Source organism: Azospirillum soli, assembly GCF_017876165.1.
GTDB classification, from domain to species: domain Bacteria; phylum Pseudomonadota; class Alphaproteobacteria; order Azospirillales; family Azospirillaceae; genus Azospirillum; species Azospirillum soli.
Genome location: NZ_JAGINQ010000032.1, coordinates 19,572 through 37,389, shown reverse-complemented (window position 1 = coordinate 37,389; position 17,818 = coordinate 19,572). Strand labels below are relative to the sequence as shown.

The following is a 17,818-nucleotide window of genomic DNA, read 5'->3' as shown; positions in this document are numbered from 1 at the left end:
ATGACGGACAAGACCCTGAGCATCCTTCTGGCCGGCCACGACACGATCAGCACCCGTCTGGTCGAGGAAGGACTGTCCACTGGCGGCATCAGGGTCGCGACCGTCAACGACCTTTCCGAACTGAGCGACCGCGTCTCGGCGCAAGCACCCGACGCTGTTGTTGCAACGCTGGGCACACCCGACCGCGCGACGCTGGAGACGCTGTTCCGGCTGGCGCGGTCGGGCCGTTGCGCGGTGGTCCTGTTCGCCGACCGCGCCGACCGGGGTGCCATCGCCGATGCGGCCGAAGCCGGCGTTGCGGCCTTCGTGGTGGACGGTCTGTGTCGTGACCGCGTGCGCGTCATCGTCGAAACGGCGGTGAAGCGCTTCGCTGCTTTTGAAACGCTGAAGCCCGCCGGGATGCCGCACTTGTGTCAACCGGCCCGCTCTGGCACACTCGACGCATCCCGCACCGCTGAGCAATGACCGGCTGACGGCGTTTCGCCATTCCTCCCGGTGCCGGAAGAAAACCCAAAAATTGGTATCATCTGCGCCGTAATACGCTGCAAGTGTTGATGTTTTTTCGTCGGTCCGGACGCGCTGACGCTTGGTCCGACCTTCGGCACTCAGGCAGCGTTTCAAATTCAGCGTTGTTTCTGTTCAGATGGAATTCATGCAAGGCCCTATCCCCGACATTGTCGCGCCGAACCTGCACGCCCTGTTCGTCGGCTTCAATCCGGGAACCCGGTCCGGGGCGCTCGGGCACAATTACGCGGGGCGGGGCAACCAGTTCTGGCGCCTACTCGCCGCCGCGGAGTTGACGCCGCATCTGCTGCGGCCGGAGGAGGACCGGCTGTTGTTGAGCTTCGGGCTTGGCTCGACAAACCTCGTGGCGCGGACGACGCCAAGCGCGGCGGATCTCAGCCGCGCCGAACTGCGGGGTGGGGTGCCGCGCCTGCGCGACCTGATCCAAACTTACCGGCCGCGCGTCATCGCCTACACCGGCAAGGGCGTTTATCTGGCGGCGGCCGACCTCGACCGGGCGGAGTGGGGCGTGCAGCCGACGAGCCTGTTCGGTGATGCCATCGACGTGGTTCTCCCGTCGCCAAGCGGGCTCGCCCGCCTGCCGTTCGAGGAAAAGCTGCGCTGGTTCCGCGAGGTCAAGCGGGTGATTGACGGTCCTAACGCAACACCTTGAGCCTCGCCGCCGCCTCGCCGTTTCCCTGCTCCGCTGCTCGGCCAAGCCATCGGGCAGCCTCGTCGAGATCGCGGTCCACCCCGTCACCCCGCTCATAGGCCAGCCCCAGTTCGAACTGCGCACGGGCATCATCCAACTCTGCCGCCTTGCGGGTCCAGGATCGAGCCATGGCGGGATTGCGCGGCACGCCCTGCCCCTGGGCGTGCAGATTCGCCAGATTGATCATCGCCGTGGTGTTGCCCTTGGCGGCCAGTGCTTCCCACCGTTCGCGGGCGAGATCGTATTGGCCCATTTTGTAGGCGGCGTAGGCCTCCAGGCTTTCCACTGCCTGCGTGCTTGCCTCGTCACGGCCTTGCAGGTCCGCGCGGACAGGGCCGGCGAGGCCGAGGGCGACCAAAAAGATCGCAGCCGATGCAACGCGCACTGTCATACCGCCGCTCCTTTAAAAAAAGGGCAGTCAGCTTGCGCTCATGGCGGCGGTCCCGCCATGAGACGATGGTCTAAAGACCGGAACGTTTCAAAATCAGCGTGATCCGGATCACGCCAAAAGCTGGTCCAGAAGCGCGTGCAGGCGGCGGAGTTCCTGCCATTGCGCGTCGTCCAACTGCTTGCGGTGGGCGCGCAGTTCGCTGACATCGACACGGTCGAAATCGCGCGCGATGCGCTGAACCGCCGAAACCAAGCGCAGGACTGGGGGAGGGGGCGCCTTGGCCTCGCCCTTCTCGGCCGCACCGGCGACTTGGGCACGCTTGGCTTCGCGTAGGGCTTTGACGGTGCCGCCGTCCTTGATGGCGTCCCACAGGCGACGTTGCGCCTCCGGATCGTCCACCGCCGCGATCTCCGTCAGGATGCTTTTCGGCACCGAACGGTAGCGTGTTTCAAACTCAGCGATGATGTCATCGGGCAGACGCAGCAGCGACAGGGTGCGCGTCACCTCCGCCTGGCTGCGGCCGATGACCTGCCCCAGCGCCTCGTGCGTGTACTCGTGCCGCTCGATCAGGCGGGCGAAGGCGCGGGCCAGCTCCAAGGCGTCGAGGTCCACGCGCTGGATGTTCTCGATCAGCGCCAGCTCGTCCGGATCGCCGTCGCTGACGATCGCGAAGATGGTCTCGCGCCCGGCCAGCGCGCAGGCCCGCAGGCGCCGCTCGCCGGCGATCAGCTGGTAGTCGCCGTCGCCGATGTCCTGGACCAGCACCGGCTGCTTCAGCCCATGCCGCGCGATGGAGTTCGCCAGCTCCTGCAACGACTGTTCGTCGAAGTGGCGGCGCGGCTGGTCAGGGTTGGGGTGCACGCGGTTCAGATCGACCTCGATCAGCCGCGGGAAATCGGCCGAAAGCCCGAACAGGGCGTCGCCGCCGCGCTGGGCCGCCTTGTCCAGGATGCGGGCGCTGGTGCGTTCGAGCTTACGGGACATGGGCGGCTTCCGGGATCTGGAGGTGGGCGGCCAGTTCGCGGGCAAGCTCGGCGTAGGCCTGCACGCTGTTGGAATTCGGGTCGGCCTCGATGGCCGGCCGGCCGGCGCCCGACGCCTGGGCGAAGAGGGTGGCGCGGGGCACCGCCGGCAGGACGCGGGTGCGTCCCGCGTAGTGTTCCTGGATCTCGCGCAGGCTCGCTTGGTCTTGCGTCAAGCGCGAGGAGAACATGGTCGGCAGGATGCCGAAAATGTTGAGCGACGGGTTGGAGCGCCGCCGGATCTTGGCGATGGTCTCCATCAGCAGCGGCACGCCGAGTCCCGCGAACACCTCCGTCTGCACGGGGATCAGGACGAGGTCGCTGGCCGCCAGCGCGTTGATGGTCAGCAGGCCCAGGTTCGGCGGGCAGTCGATGACGATGACGTCGTATCGGTTGCGGACCTCGGCCAGCTTTTCCTTCAGCACCAGGGAGTTGTCGGGCTCGGCCACCAGCTCCGTTTCGGCGGCGGCAAGGCCGATGCTGGAGGGAGCGAGCATGACGGCACCGTCACACACCGGCTGGAGGATGCTGTCGAACAGCGCCCCGCCGCGCACCACATTATAGAGACCCTTCCGAGTCGTCTCGATCTCGCCCGGATCCAGGCCCATGTGCACGGTCGCGTTGCCCTGCGGGTCGCTGTCGATCAGCAGCACCGACAGCCCCAGCGTGGACAGCGCGTAGGACAGGTTGACCGCGGTGGTCGTCTTGCCCACGCCGCCCTTCTGATTCGCCACGGCTACGACCGCGCGGCGCAGCTTCGGCCCCTCGTCGCTCTTGGCGACGGGGGTTGCCGCGGCACCGCCATGCTCCGCCAGGAAGCCGGCGACCTGCTGCGGGATGCGCTCCGCCCCGCTCTCCCAGCGGCTGATGCGGGAGCGGTCGTAACGGCGGTTCAGCGCTCCGTTGAGCCAGGTCGCGAAGCTCAGCTGGTCCTCGCCCCGCCGTTCACGGATGGCGCGCAGTTCTTCCCCGTTCATCGGGTCCTCGGTGTCGATGGTGGCCGGCAGACTTTTACGGACGTGACGCAAGCGGTCAAGTCCAACCGTGCGGCTTGCGTCAATTGCCGCTCATACGACGTCGCATAGGAATATTGTCTTTTCATGAGTTCCTGGTGAAATCCGTTCCGGACACGAATCGACTGCGCCCCCGTCAAGCGCGATTCACTAACCGTTACCAATTCAGCGTTGCCTTGGCTGTCGCTTTCCGATTCGGCCTTTGATTCTCCTGGACTCGATTGTTTCAAATTCAGCGTGCCTTCCCGATTCGCCGATTTTCGCCGCCGTTTCAAAATCAGCGTTGGACTCGCCGATTCGCGGACCCGTTGGAAAGCCTCGCTTTTCCGAGTCGAGCGTTACCAATTCAGCGTGGGATTGGGACGGGTCCGAGTCGCCTTTTGTATCAACTTCAGCGTCCAATTCGACGGGCCAGGACCCTGCCGGATGCCCGAAAAGCCCGAATCGCGCCCTTTCCGTTGCGTTTTCAGCGAAGGAGGGGCCGCGCATGCCCTCGTGCGACCGCTCTAACGGGGAATATATCGGGACTCATATAGGACATGGTTGCGAGTTCAGCGTGGATAACCGGGTTTTCTGACTCGACTTCAGCGTGGATTGCCGGGGCGGCGATTCGACTTCAGCGCACCCCACGTTGCGTTTTCAGCGAGGCGTTTCAGCGCTTTCGGCCCAAAGCGATTCCAACTCAGCGTGGATAAGCGGCCTAGCCTGTGGACAGCCAGGCCGGGTGGCGGTTGCGCTGTTCCGGCGGCACGGTTCCGACGCTGAAGTTGATACATCGGCGGAATGGGCCGGAGCGTTGGGCTGAGCAGGGCCGGGCGCCACCGTGGCGGTTCGCTGACATTGAAACGGAATCTGCACGCGGCGTTGCAAGTTCAGCGAATCTTGGTATCGAGACGCTTCCCTGTCCCCAGATTTTGTGTTTTCTGGGATGACGGAACGGTGACGGAAAGAGGCCGGAGGGTGTCCATGGCGAAAATCCACGAGCAGCTGAGCCTGGAGGGGTTCGAGGCGGTGTTGGCCCGCACCGAAGACCCGAAGGAGCGCCGCCGTGTGATCATGGCCCACGAAGCCATGTCCAACGAGATGGACGCCATCGGCTATCTGCACGCCGGCTTCTGCCAGGCGTCGCTGCCGCACCGCAAGCCGAAGGACGAGCAGGCCCCCTGGGTGCGCAACAACGGCAAGTACCAGCTGGTCGTTCGCCCGGGTATCCTGCCGCTGCGCGACGGCACGGTCATGGACGTCGGCGTTCCGTACGGCGCCAAGGCGCGCCTGATCATGATCTACCTGCAGACCGAGGCGCGGAAGACCCGCAGCCCGCATGTGGACCTTGGCCCCAGCATGAGCGCGTGGCTGCGCCGTCTTGGCCTCGCCCCCACGGGCGGGGAGCGCGGCAACTACAAGCCGGTGCGCGAGCAGGTGCTGCGAATCGCCCGTTGCGAGTTCACGCTGCGCACGACCACCGGCAACTCCAGCGCCGAGATCTCCGACCAGCGCCTGATCGACGGCATCAAGCTGTGGCGCGACGAGGAGGACACGCCCGACCTCTTCCGCACCGGCGGGGAGTGGGTGCGGTTCGTCCGCCTGACCCAGAGCTTCTTCGAGCATCTGATGGAGCACGCCGTCCCGCTGGACGAGCACGCCATCGCCAAACTGAAGAACTCCGCCCTGGCGCTCGACGCCTATGTGTGGCTGGTGCACCGCCTGCACCGTCTCGACAAGCAGACGCTGGTGCCCTGGCACGCGCTGTCACAGCATTTCGGCTCGGTCAGCGAGCATCGCGTGCTGGCCTTCCGCCTGAAGGAAGCGCTGAAGGACGTCATGGCGGTCTACCCCGATGCCAACATCGAGCCGACCTCCAAGGGCCTCGTGCTGCGCCCGTCGGCCCCGGCCGTTCCGTCCAACAAGCATCTGATCCTGCGCCCGGCGCGCGGGTGATCGCACCGGAAAAGGGCGGGGCGGCGGCTGACCGTCGCCCGCCCTGCCGTCACCGCCGGGTCACCGAGTCCGTGTCGGCCGTATGCAGGTCCGCCGGAGCGTTCATTCGGCCGGGAGTGCCCGGCGTTTCGGTGTCGTTGGACGAATAGGACGTCGTCGAACCCGTCCCCATTCCCGCCATCGCCGATGCTCCGGCCGAGGTCCCCATCCCGCTATGGGCATGCTGGCCGACACGCAGGTTGTTCTGCACGTAGCGGACGCCGGACACGGACTCGGCGACATCCTCGGCCCGCCGCCGCGCCCGGCGGTCATCGACGGTGCCGGACAGGGTGACCTCGCAACCGCTCACCGTTACCTCGACGTCGGAGGCGTCAACGTAGGGATCGTCGGTCAGGCGGTCGTTGACGTCCTCCCGGATGCGCTCGTCGGAGCGGGTGTAGCCGCGCGGCCCCATTCCCCGGTAATGCCGGCTCTCGTGATGCCGGGCGCCCCCATCACCACGCCCCGCGTCGTCCGGTTCGGACTCGCCGCGCGCGTACCGGCGCATGTCGTTGAGCATGTCGCGCCCATAGTCGCGGTGCGAGCCCAGGTCCCGTAGGTCGCGCTCGCCGGACGTCCGGCTGTCGCGATGCCCTTGGCTGTTCCTCCACCAGTCGTCGTTTCTTGCCATGGCACACCACCCCACAGAAGGCAGGAGACCGTCCGAAGCGACGGCCGTCCGGTCAACATGGGCGGCTGAACGGGGGTTCCCGAAGGGCGGGGCACTTGGATCGGCCGAGGATGAAAAGTAGAGGGTTTTTCGTCCGCCGCGATACCTATGCGCGTAAGGGCCAGGGGTGGAACAATTTAAGGCCATTGTGGACGTCAAATAGAAAATGAGGTATTACCCCTCGCCATGCGGTTGGCTTTTCGCCGGATTCTCGCGGCCATTAGAGCCGGCGCCCAGCACACCCTGTTACACAAAGTCCGTACGGCAAGGCTTCATCATGTGGAAAGCTACCATTGGTCTCCTGTTGGCGGCGGCGGTCCTGGTCGGATGCGCGTCCACCGTCGGCGAGTTCCCGAGTGAACCGGCGCCCCAGACGGCGCTGAACCCCACCGATGGATATCTGCTGGAACCGGGCAACCGGGTGCGGGTCATCGTCTTCAACGAGAACAACCTGTCCGGCGACTTCACCGTCGACACGATCGGCAACATCCAGCTTCCCCTCATCGGCAACGTCAGGGCCAGCGGCCTGACGGCCAAGGCCTTGTCCGGACGGATCACCGAGATCCTGCGCCGCGACGCCTATATGAAGGATCCCAGCGTCGCCGTCGAAATCCAGACCTTTCGGCCTTTCTACGTCCTGGGCGAGGTCCGTCAGGCGGGAGAGTTCCCCTACACGGTCGGCATGACGGTTCTCGGCGCCATTGCGCGGGCCGGTGGTTACGATTACCGGGCGCGCCAGGGGCAGGTCGTGCTGGCCCGCATGATCGGCGAAGAGCAAAAGGAATACGCCGCTACCGAGCGCACCCCGATTCTGCCGGGCGACATCATCAAGGTGCTGGAGCGCCGCTTCTAAAGCCGGGGCGCTGCCAGAACGGGGGCTTGGCCTCCGTTCCGTGAAACGGAAGGGTCCGGTGCGCCGTCCAGGCGCCTGGACCCTTCTTTGTTTCCGGCCCGCCACGATGCATCGCCAGCCGCGCAAGGCCGCTGCGAAAGCGCCCTTCCGATTGCATAAACCCGTTTCTTGGAGCTTTTCGCGCGTGATGTGCGGCGCTGCCTTGTGTATAGTCACGCCGAAGGAAGTCCGCCGTTTTGGAGTCTGAGCAATGAAACATCGCGTGATCGCTGTCGGCGCGCTCGTGGCGAGCATTGGCGTTTTCACGACGTTGGACGCTCATGCCCAGCAGCGGCAGAACAATCCGGGGCAGGGACAAAACCAGCAACAGCAGCCGCAGCAGGTCACCTTGCCTCCGGCGTTGCAGGCCGCCGTCAACAGCGGCAATGCCGACCAGGTGTCGCGGGCCATTGCGACGCTGAGCGCCGGCAACCCGCAACAGGCGGCGACGCTGGCGACGCAGGTGGTAACGGTCGCGGAGCGGATGCTGAACAGCAACCCGCAGGCCGCGATCCAGGCAGCGGCGGCGGCCGTCGAGACGATCCGGTCCACCACCGTTCAAACGAGCGCCCCCACTCAAGCGCTTGAGGTCGTTACCACGGCGGCGCGCATCATCGTCAATCCCGATGCGCAGCGCGTCGCGCCTCTGGCGGTCGCGGGCATGGCCACGGCCGTGGTTCAAGTGGTCTCCAGCCCGGCCGTCTATCAGATCTCGCCCAGCACCGCGATCCAGGTGATGGCCAATTCCTACGCGGCCGTGACCAGCCAAGCCGTGGTGACGGCGGCTCCCGGGGCGACGCAGGCGGTCGCGCAGTCCATCACTCAGGCGAGCAGCACCACGGTCCTGAACCAGGTCAATCCGGCCAACTCGGGGCAAACGCTCGCCATCCTTGAAGGCAAGGTCGCACCCGTAGCGAAGCTTGAGACCGGCGGCAACCAGAGCCCGAACACGCCGAACACCCCGAACGGCCCGCCGACGACCACCCCCAACACCGACCGGCCATCGAACAATCCCGCACAGGACCGGGTTCCGGACACGGTCACGCTGCCGGACAAGGTGTTCACGAACGCCAGCCCGTCGTGATGCCGTCGCGGATGGACTCCGAAGGTCGCGGGCGTTAAACAGTGACGGATGGTGGGTCTGCTATCCTGGTTCAGTAACCTTCGCGGCGCGCCGCGTATCGACCGTGCGCCGCCGCAAGTTCCGCCGGGGATGGTCGTCTACGCGGTCGGCGATGTGCATGGGGAGCTTGCCCTTCTGGAGCGACTCCTCGACTGCATTGCCGAAGACCGCGCCGTCAACGCCGCTGGCTTGGACGCCGTTCTGGTGTTTCTGGGCGATTACGTGGACCGCGGCCCCGACAGCCGCGGCGTGATGGATCGGATCGCCGCCGGTGTGACCTCGGACTGCCTTGTCCGGTGCCTGCTCGGAAATCACGAACAAGCGATGCTGCGCTTTTTGGACGACCCGTCCAACGCCGGCCAGTGGCTGGCCTTCGGGGGGCTGTCCACGCTCGTCAGCTATGGGGTGGAGGACATCGCCGACGCGGGCAACCCTGTCCATCATCCACGCCTGCGCGACGAGTTGATGCAGCGGCTGCCGCCGGCGCACCTGGAATGCCTTCGCCGGCTGGAGCCATGGGCCGTGTATGGCGACTATGGCTTCGTGCATGCGGGGATTAAGCCCGGCCGGCCGATCGCCGGGCAATCGCTCGACGACCTTCTGTGGATTCGAAAGCCGTTTCTCGACAGCCGGGCTCAGTTTGAAAAGGTCATCGTGCACGGGCACACGATCGTCCCGACTCCGCAAATCCTGAACAACCGCATTGCGGTGGACACCGGAGCCTACGCCACGGGCGTTCTTTCAGCGGTTGCGTTGCAGGCGGATCGGGTCAGGGTTCTTCAGGCCACCCGGCGATAATCCGGCCGGCGATGGTCGCGCCCACGAGGCGGTGAACGGCCCTGTTTCGCAGAACATGCGCTGCCAAGGGGCCACGCCGCAGCGGTGCAGCCCCTGGCAGTGTGGCTTACATCCGGAGGCCGAGGCGGGCCAGCGTGACCAGCTGCTGGTAGGACTGCCCGGCCAGCTCCGAGTCGCGCTGGCGGTAGCCGATCTCACCGCCCACATAGACCTCCGGGTTGAAGGCGTACACCACGCGGCCGCGCGCCTCGTAGGTCCAGGCGGACCGGTTGATGCCTTCGAACTCGTCGTAGTTGATGCTGCCGATGCCGGTCAGGACGATGTTGCGCTGATACTCGTGGCGGACGAGCAGGTTGATGCCCGACCGGACCATCGCCGATGCGTTGAACTGGGTCGTTTCCAGAACCGAGCGTTCCAGCGACGGCACGATGACCGTCAGGCGCGACGGCGTCCAGTTGAAGGTGGCGCGGAACGACAGGCCGCTGGGATCCTTCAGCCGGGCGTCCCGGTAGTCTTGCTGGTAGTAGCCGACCAGGAAGTCGCCGCGAATCAGCTGGCTGATGTCCACGCCGACACCGGCAGCGGCCCGATAGCCGACACTGGAGCGGTTGAACCCGGCGTCGTCGAGCTGGTCGTCGTAGCGCCGGTTGTTGCCGCCCACCTCCACCACGGCCGAATAGCCGGGGAACATCTCATAGCCACCGCGCACGGTGAGGCTGTTCTCCCAGCGATCACGGTCGCTGTTGTTGATGATCGATCCCGTATCCGTGGTCACGTCGTCAAAGACCCGGCGCGCGGTCGCGAGTTCGCCGGAGAAGGTGTAGCGGCCGGCCTGATGCTTGCCGCCGAAATTGTTCTGGAGGCTGCGGGTGCGGGTCGGGCGCTTGCCGCCTGCCGCGTCGGGGCTGCCGCGATCCTCGTACCGCTGCGCGATGTCGAAGAGATCCGTCAGTTCGGAACCGCGCGCCAGATCGTAACGCCCGTCCACCGTCACCCCGGCGTCGAGGTGATTGTCCTGCGAGTAGGTCTTGAACAGGAACTGTTCGGCGCGCGCGGTGATGTTGACGGCGTGGGTGGCGAAGCGTGACCGCAGCTTCAGCTCCGGGGCGATGCGGGCGATGAAGTCCGACTTGCCGTCGTTTTCCTGCGCGAAGACGTTGGTGTTGTACATCACGTCGGTTTCGAGCTGGGGCAGAAGCAGGAAGCTGCCGAGCTCGATCCCCTTGGGCTGGTAGGCGTCGGCGACGCGATCCTCGTCGTCGCGGCCCTCCACGTCCCGTTCGGGGGTGGCTTCCTTGGTCACGTTGGCGGAGTTCGGCAGGCGCCGGGGATCGCGCTGGTTCTGCGTGGGCAGCTGCGGCGCTCCCTGTGCCAGGGTCTCCCCCGCCTGCGTCAGCAGCAGGACGGACAGGATCGCGATGGCTGAGCGGGACAAGACGCGCTTGCGATCAGTCAGTGCCGACTTTGCCCCAGCATTTTGCCAAGCCATCCGGAACGCACGATTCGGCACAAACATAGTGAAACGTCCCCCGCAACGCAGACGGTAATCCTTACGGATGGGTGTATCATCCGTAAGGGTAGCGTTCAAAAAGTTTTCCGTGATTGAGCTAAATTCTTGTGATGGTCGCTTCAGCGCGAGCGTTGCGTCGCGGCCAGGGAATGCTCGCCCATCGGTACAGCCCGAAGCCGCAGGCGAGCGCCCCCGCCGTGGCGCCCGTGCTCCGTTAGCCCTGGTCCCACACGCCGCGCGTATCGATCACGATCTTTTCCCGCAGCATTGTCCGGGACAGCCCCTTGAAGGCCTTATGGTCCACCAGCAGGATGACGATGTCCGCATGAGACAGGGCGGTGGCCAGCGGAACCAGGCTGAGGCGCTCCCGCTCCGCCAGCGCCCGCGGCAGGGCGGAGAGGTGGGGCTCCACGACGTCGATCGTGCCGTCCACCGCGTCCGCCAGAGCTTGCACGATGGCCACCGCCGGGCTTTCGCGGACATCGTCGATGTCCGCCTTATAGGACAGGCCCAGCGCCGCGATGCGGGGATGCTTGAACCGGTCGGCGATGGCCTTCACGCGTTCGACGATCAGGGTGGGGCGCTCGTCGTTGATCTGGCGCGCGGTGCGGATCAGGCGGGCGGCCTGCGGGGCCGAATCCACGATGAACCAGGGATCGATGGCGATGCAGTGGCCGCCGACTCCGGGGCCCGGATGCAGGATGTTGACGCGCGGATGGCGGTTGGCCAGCCGGATCACCTCCCACACGTTCAGCCCCAGCGTCTCGCAAATCAGCGCCATTTCGTTGGCGAAGGCGATGTTGACGTCGCGGAAGGCGTTCTCGGCCAGCTTGGTCAATTCGGCCACGGGGGCCGAGGTCAGGAAGATCTCGCCCTTCACGAAGGTTCCGTACAGCCGCTTCGCGGCCTCCGCGCAGGCCGGGGTGATGCCGCCGATCACGCGGTCGGTCTCCACCAGCTCCCGCAGGACCTTGCCGGGAAGAACCCGTTCCGGGCAATGGGCGATGTGGATGTCCGCCACCTCGTCTCCGGTCACCTGATGCGGGAACACCAAATCGGGGCGGTGTTCGGCCAGCCAGCGCGACAGGCGCTCGGTCGCGCCGACCGGCGCGGTGGATTCCAGAACCACCAGATTGCCGCGCCGCAGGACCGGCGCGATGGAGTCGGCCGCCGCGTGGACATGGCTCAGGTCCGGGCGCTTGTCGGAGTCGAACGGTGTCGGCACGGCGACGATGAAGGCGTCGCCTTCCTCCACGCGGTCGGTGGCGCGCAGGGTTCCGGTGGACACCGATGCGCGCACCAGCATGTCCAGGTCCGGTTCGACGATGTGCACCCGCCCGGCGTTGATCGCGCTCACCGCCGCGGGGTTGGTGTCCACGCCGACGACCCGCTTGCGGCAGCTGGACAGGACGGTCGCCACGGGCAGCCCGACATAGCCGAGCCCGACCACCACGATGGTTTCGATGTCGCCGCCGGGAGAAGGATTCCGTGATAACTCGTCCAACGTGATGCTCCCTTGGAAAGACGGCGCCGTCAGGCCGGTGTGGTCAGGCGGTCGAGCGCCGCGCACAGGGCGTTCTCGAAATGATGAAGCTGGAAGCGGTCGAGGAAGATGCGGCGTCCTTCCGCCCCCATGCCGTGGCGGAGCGCCGGGTCGAGGATCAGCCGTTCCAGCCGATCCGCCAGGGACCGCGCGTCCCGGCGCGGCACGATGAAGCCGGTGACCCCGTCCGTCGCGATGTCCAAGATCGCCCCCTCGTCGGTCGTGACGACGGGCAGGCCGAAGGCCATGGCCTCCAGCAGGACGCCGGGGAAGCAGTCGGAACAGGTGGGAAAGGCGAAGACGTCGCTCGACCGGAACAGGGCGGCCTTCTCGTCGCCGTAGACCGGTCCGTGATGGCGGACGCGGTCGGTCAGGTTCCGGGCGTGCAGGTCGGCGGCGAAGGTCGCCGCGCCCTGCGGCTCGAACCACGCGCCCGCGAAGTCGGCCCGGAAATCCACGCCCCGCTCCCGGAGGATAGAGAGCGCCTCCACCAGAACGGAAAACCCCTTGTCCGGCATCATGTTCGACAGGAACAGGATGCGGACCGGACCGCCCCTGGCGCCACGGTCCGGCACCATTCCCCCGGCCGGGTCAGGAATGCCGTTGTTCACGACCGCGATGTCGGCGTCGTCCGCCAACCCCTCGACGTCGTGGCGCAGCCGGTGCGACAGCAGGATCACCTTGGCGCCCGAAAAGACCCACCGGTAGAGCGCGTCCAGCCACCGGGCGGAGCGGCGCGCGGCGGCGATGCCCTTGCCGTGCAGGTGGTAGACGCGCGTCACCCCGAACAGCCGCGCGGTGGCGACGAACAGGATGTCGCGGAGGAAGGCGTTCCCCGTCGGCGACAGCGTCAGGTAAAGAACGCGCGGGCGGAAGACCGTCAGCATGGTCAGCATCCGCAGGAAGGCGGCGAACAGCGCCGCCAGCTTGGCAAACCTGAACCGGCTGATGTCGGCGATGGCGGTGGCGAAGCGCAACGGCAGGACCGCGATCCGGAAGCGGTCGTTCAACAGCCTCGATTGCGCCGCCAGCTGGTTGATCAGCGCGGCACCATGCAGGGGCGGCGGCAACTGCGCCATGAACAGCATCCGGGGGCGCTCGGCGACGGCCGGCTCGACCGCGTCACTCATCTCGGGGGCTGCCGTCCGCCGGAGCCTGCCTGTCCAGATCGCGGGCCGCCATAACGTAACCGAGCAGCAGGGCGGTTCCGATGGACGTCATGGGGCTTTCCACGGCGACGTTCACCCAGCAGCTGACGTAAGCCATGAAGAAGGCGAAATAGGCGGGCTCGCGCAGGGGGGACGGCCGGACGGACGGGCTTGCCGTCTTGAGCATCGCCAGCGCGAAGACGCCGCCGCCGAGCAGCCCGAGACGGGCGAACATGCTGATGAAGCTGTTGTGGATGCCCCCCATCATGATGTCCGCGTCGTCGTAGACGGTCAGAATGTTCATCGCCAGATAGACGTTGCTGAGCAGCTCCCGCCCGAAACCCACGCCAAGTCCATAGCTGCTGAAGAAAAGATCGATCGCGTCGTACCACATGTATCCGCGGATGGCGGTGTTGGGATCGACCGCCGCGAACTGGGTCAGCTCGATGAACAGAGGTCCCAGAATGCAGGCTGCGGTGAAGCCGACGATGGCGCTGAAAAACACCCAGGGTGAAACCGCCCGCGCATGCAGGATCACGAACATCGCGAGGCTGACGTATATCTGAATGGAATAGCCGAAGAAGACGGACACCAGCACAAAGGCCGTTCCGGCATAGAAAAGAACACGATGCCGCAGGGCCATCGTGAGGTGGGCAATGCCGAGGAGCATCACCGTTTCGCTGTTTGCCAGATTGGTGAAGGCCGCCGCCAGCAGTCCCTGCTCCCGAAAATGGATCGGCACGATCGCCATCTCCAGCGGCGGCGAGACGAAAAGATTGAGAAGGATCAGCGCCGCGAACAGCGAGCCCGCATGTTTCGATTGCAGCGCCCGCACGAAGAAGGCCCGGCCGGCGCTCAGGATCAGGTAGAAGGCCCAGACGAAGGACGACTGCATGGGGATCGAGTCCGGCTCATCGTAGATCGTCCAGGCTTTCGGAAGAAGCGACCCGTAGGACAGGGCTATGTAGATGAGGCCGATGCCGACGAACGCGACGAACCAGTTCAGCTCGAACAAGGTCCTGCGCAGCGCGGCATAGAACAGGCTGTAGAGGGCGAACGCGCCGAAGCCGGTTGGGCCGGCCTCGCGCAGCCAGGGACCGGCCGTGGTGATCGCGGCGACGAGGATGAAGAAGACGATGTCGAAAACATCCAGACGCCCGATGGCCGCCGTCGACGCTGGTTCAGCGGCGCGGAACCGCGGATCGTGTTCGGCCCATGCGCTGGTCATGGTGCAGGTCGCGCCCTGTCTGGTCGGAGAAGGCTGACGCCTTGGGCGAGCGATTGGGGCGGCTCCACCCTCAGGAGATGAACGTCAGGTCGGGGGAGATATAACCGCGTTTGTTCCGACCGGCAAATGACGATTGATCCGGCCCGATAAAAGAAACAGCCCCGGATTCCTCTTGATGGCCTAGCAATCGCCTTCCGGTTCGGCCGGGTTTTCCCTTTGCGACAGCCAGACCGCCAGGCCGAGGAACATCCAGGCCTGTGTCCAGCGCATGTAGGCGATCCGGTTGGTCCACCGGGCGTGGGCCTGATAGGCGAAATGCCCGGCGCGCGGCAGCCACATCCGGCCGATCGTCCAGGCCAGCACCCGGTCGGCGAGGTCCCGTGCGGCGTTCGTGGGCGCGACCGTCAGCAGGGTGATCAGCGCCTGCGCGGTGCAGGTGGGGTCGGTCGGCCAGAGCCGGTCGTGATAGTATTTGGGCTGTCCATCTCTGGTGAAGAAGTTCGCCTCGTAGAAGGTCTTGCCGCGCCGGATCGCCCCGTCCCAGCCGCCGCCGAGCAGGCCGGCGCAGAGGTCGAGGGCTTCCAGGTTGTAGCCGGTGTGGAAGCTGTCGATGAAGCGGTGGTGTCCGGCCTCGCCGTACAGCCAGGACCCGTCCGCCGCCTGTGCCGACAGGCTGTGGGCGATGGCGTCCAACGCAATGCCGCGCCACGCCGGATCGCCGCCGTGCCGCACCCCTTCGGCCAGCACATAGGCCGACCAGAGATTCGCGTTGTGCACCATGGCGTCCGATCCCGGCACGTAGCCGAGGAACAGGTCGTCCCCCCGGCGCCGGACCAGGGTGCCCGCCACGAAGCGGGCGGCGTCGAGGATGGCCGGCGTGGCGTCGATCCCGGCGCGCGCCTCGGCCTCGGCCAGCGCCCGGACGGCGTAGGCCGTGGCGATGGCGTTGGGCGTGTCCTTGGCCACCGCGAAGGCCCGCGCCTGCCAGTCGAACGGGTAGCCCCAGCCGTTGCCGGGCCCGCTCCACCGCGTCGACCGCATCGCCAGCAGCCGCCCGGCGAGATCCCCTTCGCGCGCGGTGTCCCCGGTCAGCCCGTAGCCGCGCGCGAACAGGGCCAGTGCCGCGGGGTTGTCCAGGCGCGGCACGCCCGCCAGCGCCCGCGCATTGACCGGCGACCGTTTGAAGAGCTGGAGCCAGACGAGCCGCAGCAGCGCGGACCGGTGCAAGGGCGTGGCTCGGAACAGGCGGCTTTCCAGCCCGTCGAACGGGTCCCATCCCTGGTAGTCCCGTTCCCGGCACCAGGATTCCAGGCGGGCGAAGACGGCCTGCGGAGTCGGCGTCACGGGCGTTCCCCCGCCATGGACCGCAGCCACAGCTCCAGCGTCATCAGGTGCCACAGGCGCAGCGCGTGGTCGCGGCGCCCGGCGCGGTCCTCGTCGATCATGCGGCGGATGGACGGGCCGTCAACCCAGCCGTCGCGGACCAGCCGCCCGCCGGGCAGCGTGTCGTCCACCATCTCCGCCAGATCGCGCCGGATCCAGGCGCGCAACGGCGCGCCGAAGGCCGCCTTGGGCCGGTAAATGATCTCGCGCGGCAGCCAGCGTTCCGCCGCCCGCTTCAGGATCGCCTTGGTCTGCCAGCCGGCGAGCTTGGCGTGGCCGGGCAGGGCGAAGGCGGCCCGCGCCACCGCCAGATCGACGAAGGGCACGCGCAGTTCAACCGACGCGGCCATGCTGGCGCGGTCGCTGTAGGCGAGGTTCAGACCGGGCAGGAACATGTGGAGGTCGGTGAAGCACAGCCGGTTGACCGCGTCATCCGCCGGTCCGGCGTCGAACAGCGCGCGGTGATCCTCCATCAGCGCGGCGACCGCCTCGCGGCGCGCGCCGCGCGTGATCGCGTTCAGCGCCTCCGGGTCGTAATAGGAGTAGCTGCGGCGGTAGGCGTCCTCCTCCGGCAGTCCGGCGAATTCTACGAAGCGCTGGCCCCAGCGGATCGTCCGATGCCCCCGCCCGGCGCCGGCCACCGGCAGGGCCTTCACCGCCCGCTCGACCAGCCCGGTCAGCGGCGCCGGCAGCCGGCGGTAGGCGGCGGCCACCCGCATCGCTTGGTGGCGGCGGTAGCCGGCGAACAGCTCGTCCGCTCCCATGCCGGACAGCAGGACCTTGATGCCCCGGTCCCGCGCCGCCGCGCAGATCAGCCGCACGTTGATCGCCGCCGGGTCCCCGATGGGCTCGTCCAGCGTCTCCACCATGGAGGGGAGGAGCGCCGCGACGTCGGGCGCCAGCTCGATGCTGTGCAGGCGGATGCCGGGGTGCCGGTCGGCCAGCATCCGGGCGTAGTGCAGATCGTCGGGCATCGCCTCGAACCGCTGGTCCTCGGCGCGGAAGGCGATGGTGTAGGCGTCGATCCCCCCGGCCATCTCGGCGGCCAGCACGGTGATGAGGCTGGAATCCAGCCCGCCGCTCAGCAGGCTGCCGACCGGAACGTCGGCGACCATGTGCCGGCGCACGGAATCGGCCAGCACGTCGCGCAGCTCATCCAGCGTGGGCGGCTTGCGGCGCCCCGCCGCCAGATCGTCCGCCGCCGACCAGTAGCGGCGGATGTCGGCCCGGCCGCCCGGCGCGATCCGCAGCCAGTGGCCGGCGGGCAGCTTCTCCATGCCCGCGATGATGCAGCGGTTTTCCGGCACCCAGAGATAGAGCAGCGAGGCGGTCAGCGCGGTTTCGTCGATCCGCCCGTCGGGCAGCAGGACGCGCAGCGCCTTCAGCTCCGACGCGAAGGCCAGCCCGCCGCCCGGCGGGCGGGCGATGAACAGCGGCTTGATCCCGAAGGGGTCGCGGGCCAGCACCAGCTCCCCCGTGCGCCGGTCCAGCAGCGCGAAGGCGAACATGCCGCGCAGGCGCAGAAGGCTGCCGTGTCCCCAATGGCGCCACGCTTCCAGCAGAACCTCGGTGTCGGAGCGGGTGGTGAAGGACGCCCCCAGCGCCTCCAACTCATGGCGCAGGTCGGCGTGGTTGTAGATCTCGCCGTTGAAGACCAGCAGCAGCCCGTCCTTTTCGAAGGGCTGGTCGGCCGGGCCGGTCGGGTCGATGATGGACAGCCGCCGGTGGCCGAGAATGACCACGCTTCCGCCGGCCTCGACCCGGATCAGGCCGCGCGCGTCGGGGCCGCGATGCGCCAGACGGTCGAGCGCGTCCTCCATGCGCGGTGCAAGGTTCGGTAGGTCGAAGGAGCCAACGATGCCGCACACCGGGACGACCGCCTCTCTGTATCACCCGCGCCTGGG

General features: G+C 67.0%; 16 protein-coding genes. 6 read left to right on the top strand and 10 right to left on the bottom strand.

Annotation, left to right across the window (positions count from 1 at the left end; translation table 11 throughout):
• Both J2852_RS28535 and J2852_RS28530 read left to right on the top strand, forming a co-directional pair.
• Positions 1-465, top strand: coding sequence for an ANTAR domain-containing response regulator (locus J2852_RS28535; RefSeq protein WP_209882250.1), 465 nt, complete (start codon positions 1-3; stop codon positions 463-465).
• 187 nt (positions 466-652) lie between these two features.
• Positions 653-1,177, top strand: coding sequence for a mismatch-specific DNA-glycosylase (locus tag J2852_RS28530; RefSeq protein ID WP_246500053.1), 525 nt, complete (start codon positions 653-655; stop codon positions 1,175-1,177).
• On the opposite strand, the gene J2852_RS28525 is transcribed toward J2852_RS28530, so the two are convergent.
• From J2852_RS28525 to J2852_RS28515, 3 genes are all read right to left on the bottom strand, one after another.
• On the bottom strand, positions 1,161-1,607 hold the full coding sequence (locus tag J2852_RS28525) for a tetratricopeptide repeat protein (protein ID WP_209882247.1): 447 nt from the start codon (positions 1,605-1,607) through the stop codon (positions 1,161-1,163). The two genes, J2852_RS28530 and J2852_RS28525, sit on opposite strands and share 17 nt — an antisense overlap.
• A 108-nt stretch (positions 1,608-1,715) precedes the next feature.
• Complete coding sequence (locus J2852_RS28520; protein ID WP_209882245.1) at positions 1,716-2,591, bottom strand: ParB/RepB/Spo0J family partition protein; 876 nt, start codon at positions 2,589-2,591, stop codon at positions 1,716-1,718.
• A complete protein-coding gene (locus J2852_RS28515) occupies positions 2,581-3,657 on the bottom strand; it encodes an AAA family ATPase (RefSeq protein WP_246500052.1) in 1,077 nt (358 codons plus the stop codon). The genes J2852_RS28520 and J2852_RS28515 overlap by 11 nt, the downstream gene beginning before the upstream one ends.
• 951 nt (positions 3,658-4,608) lie before the next feature.
• Here J2852_RS28515 and J2852_RS28510 point away from each other — a divergent pair.
• A complete protein-coding gene (locus tag J2852_RS28510) occupies positions 4,609-5,580 on the top strand; it encodes a replication protein RepA (protein ID WP_209882243.1) in 972 nt (323 codons plus the stop codon).
• A 49-nt stretch (positions 5,581-5,629) separates the two neighbouring features.
• Here the strand turns inward: J2852_RS28510 and J2852_RS28505 are convergent, their stop codons facing one another.
• The gene (locus J2852_RS28505; protein ID WP_246500051.1) at positions 5,630-6,250 is read right to left on the bottom strand and encodes a BON domain-containing protein; all 621 of its coding nucleotides are present in this window, start codon (positions 6,248-6,250) and stop codon (positions 5,630-5,632) included.
• Between the two features lie 316 nt (positions 6,251-6,566).
• Between J2852_RS28505 and J2852_RS28500 the strand changes: the two genes are divergently transcribed.
• From J2852_RS28500 to J2852_RS28490, 3 genes are all read left to right on the top strand, one after another.
• Positions 6,567-7,142 (top strand): polysaccharide biosynthesis/export family protein, encoded by a 576-nt coding sequence (locus J2852_RS28500; protein ID WP_209882240.1) that lies wholly within the window; start codon positions 6,567-6,569, stop codon positions 7,140-7,142.
• Between the two features lie 250 nt (positions 7,143-7,392).
• The gene (locus tag J2852_RS28495) at positions 7,393-8,265 is read left to right on the top strand and encodes a hypothetical protein (RefSeq protein WP_209882239.1); all 873 of its coding nucleotides are present in this window, start codon (positions 7,393-7,395) and stop codon (positions 8,263-8,265) included.
• A 129-nt stretch (positions 8,266-8,394) separates the two neighbouring features.
• The gene (locus J2852_RS28490; RefSeq protein ID WP_246500050.1) at positions 8,395-9,102 is read left to right on the top strand and encodes a metallophosphoesterase family protein; all 708 of its coding nucleotides are present in this window, start codon (positions 8,395-8,397) and stop codon (positions 9,100-9,102) included.
• Between the two features lie 106 nt (positions 9,103-9,208).
• On the opposite strand, the gene J2852_RS28485 is transcribed toward J2852_RS28490, so the two are convergent.
• From J2852_RS28485 to asnB, 6 genes are all read right to left on the bottom strand, one after another.
• Positions 9,209-10,537, bottom strand: coding sequence for an outer membrane beta-barrel protein (locus J2852_RS28485; protein WP_209882235.1), 1,329 nt, complete (start codon positions 10,535-10,537; stop codon positions 9,209-9,211).
• 289 nt (positions 10,538-10,826) lie between these two features.
• Entirely contained in the window at positions 10,827-12,116 is a 1,290-nt protein-coding gene (wecC, locus tag J2852_RS28480; protein WP_211112375.1) for a UDP-N-acetyl-D-mannosamine dehydrogenase, read from the bottom strand.
• Between the two features lie 29 nt (positions 12,117-12,145).
• Positions 12,146-13,285, bottom strand: coding sequence for a glycosyltransferase (locus J2852_RS28475; protein ID WP_209882233.1), 1,140 nt, complete (start codon positions 13,283-13,285; stop codon positions 12,146-12,148).
• A complete protein-coding gene (locus J2852_RS28470) occupies positions 13,278-14,531 on the bottom strand; it encodes an O-antigen ligase family protein (protein WP_209882231.1) in 1,254 nt (417 codons plus the stop codon). Before J2852_RS28470 ends, J2852_RS28475 begins: the two co-directional genes overlap by 8 nt.
• Before the next feature lie 180 nt (positions 14,532-14,711).
• Entirely contained in the window at positions 14,712-15,875 is a 1,164-nt protein-coding gene (locus J2852_RS28465) for a hypothetical protein (protein WP_209882229.1), read from the bottom strand.
• Positions 15,872-17,782, bottom strand: coding sequence for an asparagine synthase (glutamine-hydrolyzing) (gene asnB / locus J2852_RS28460; protein ID WP_209882227.1), 1,911 nt, complete (start codon positions 17,780-17,782; stop codon positions 15,872-15,874). The genes J2852_RS28465 and asnB overlap by 4 nt, the downstream gene beginning before the upstream one ends.
• Positions 17,783-17,818 lie beyond the last annotated feature (36 nt).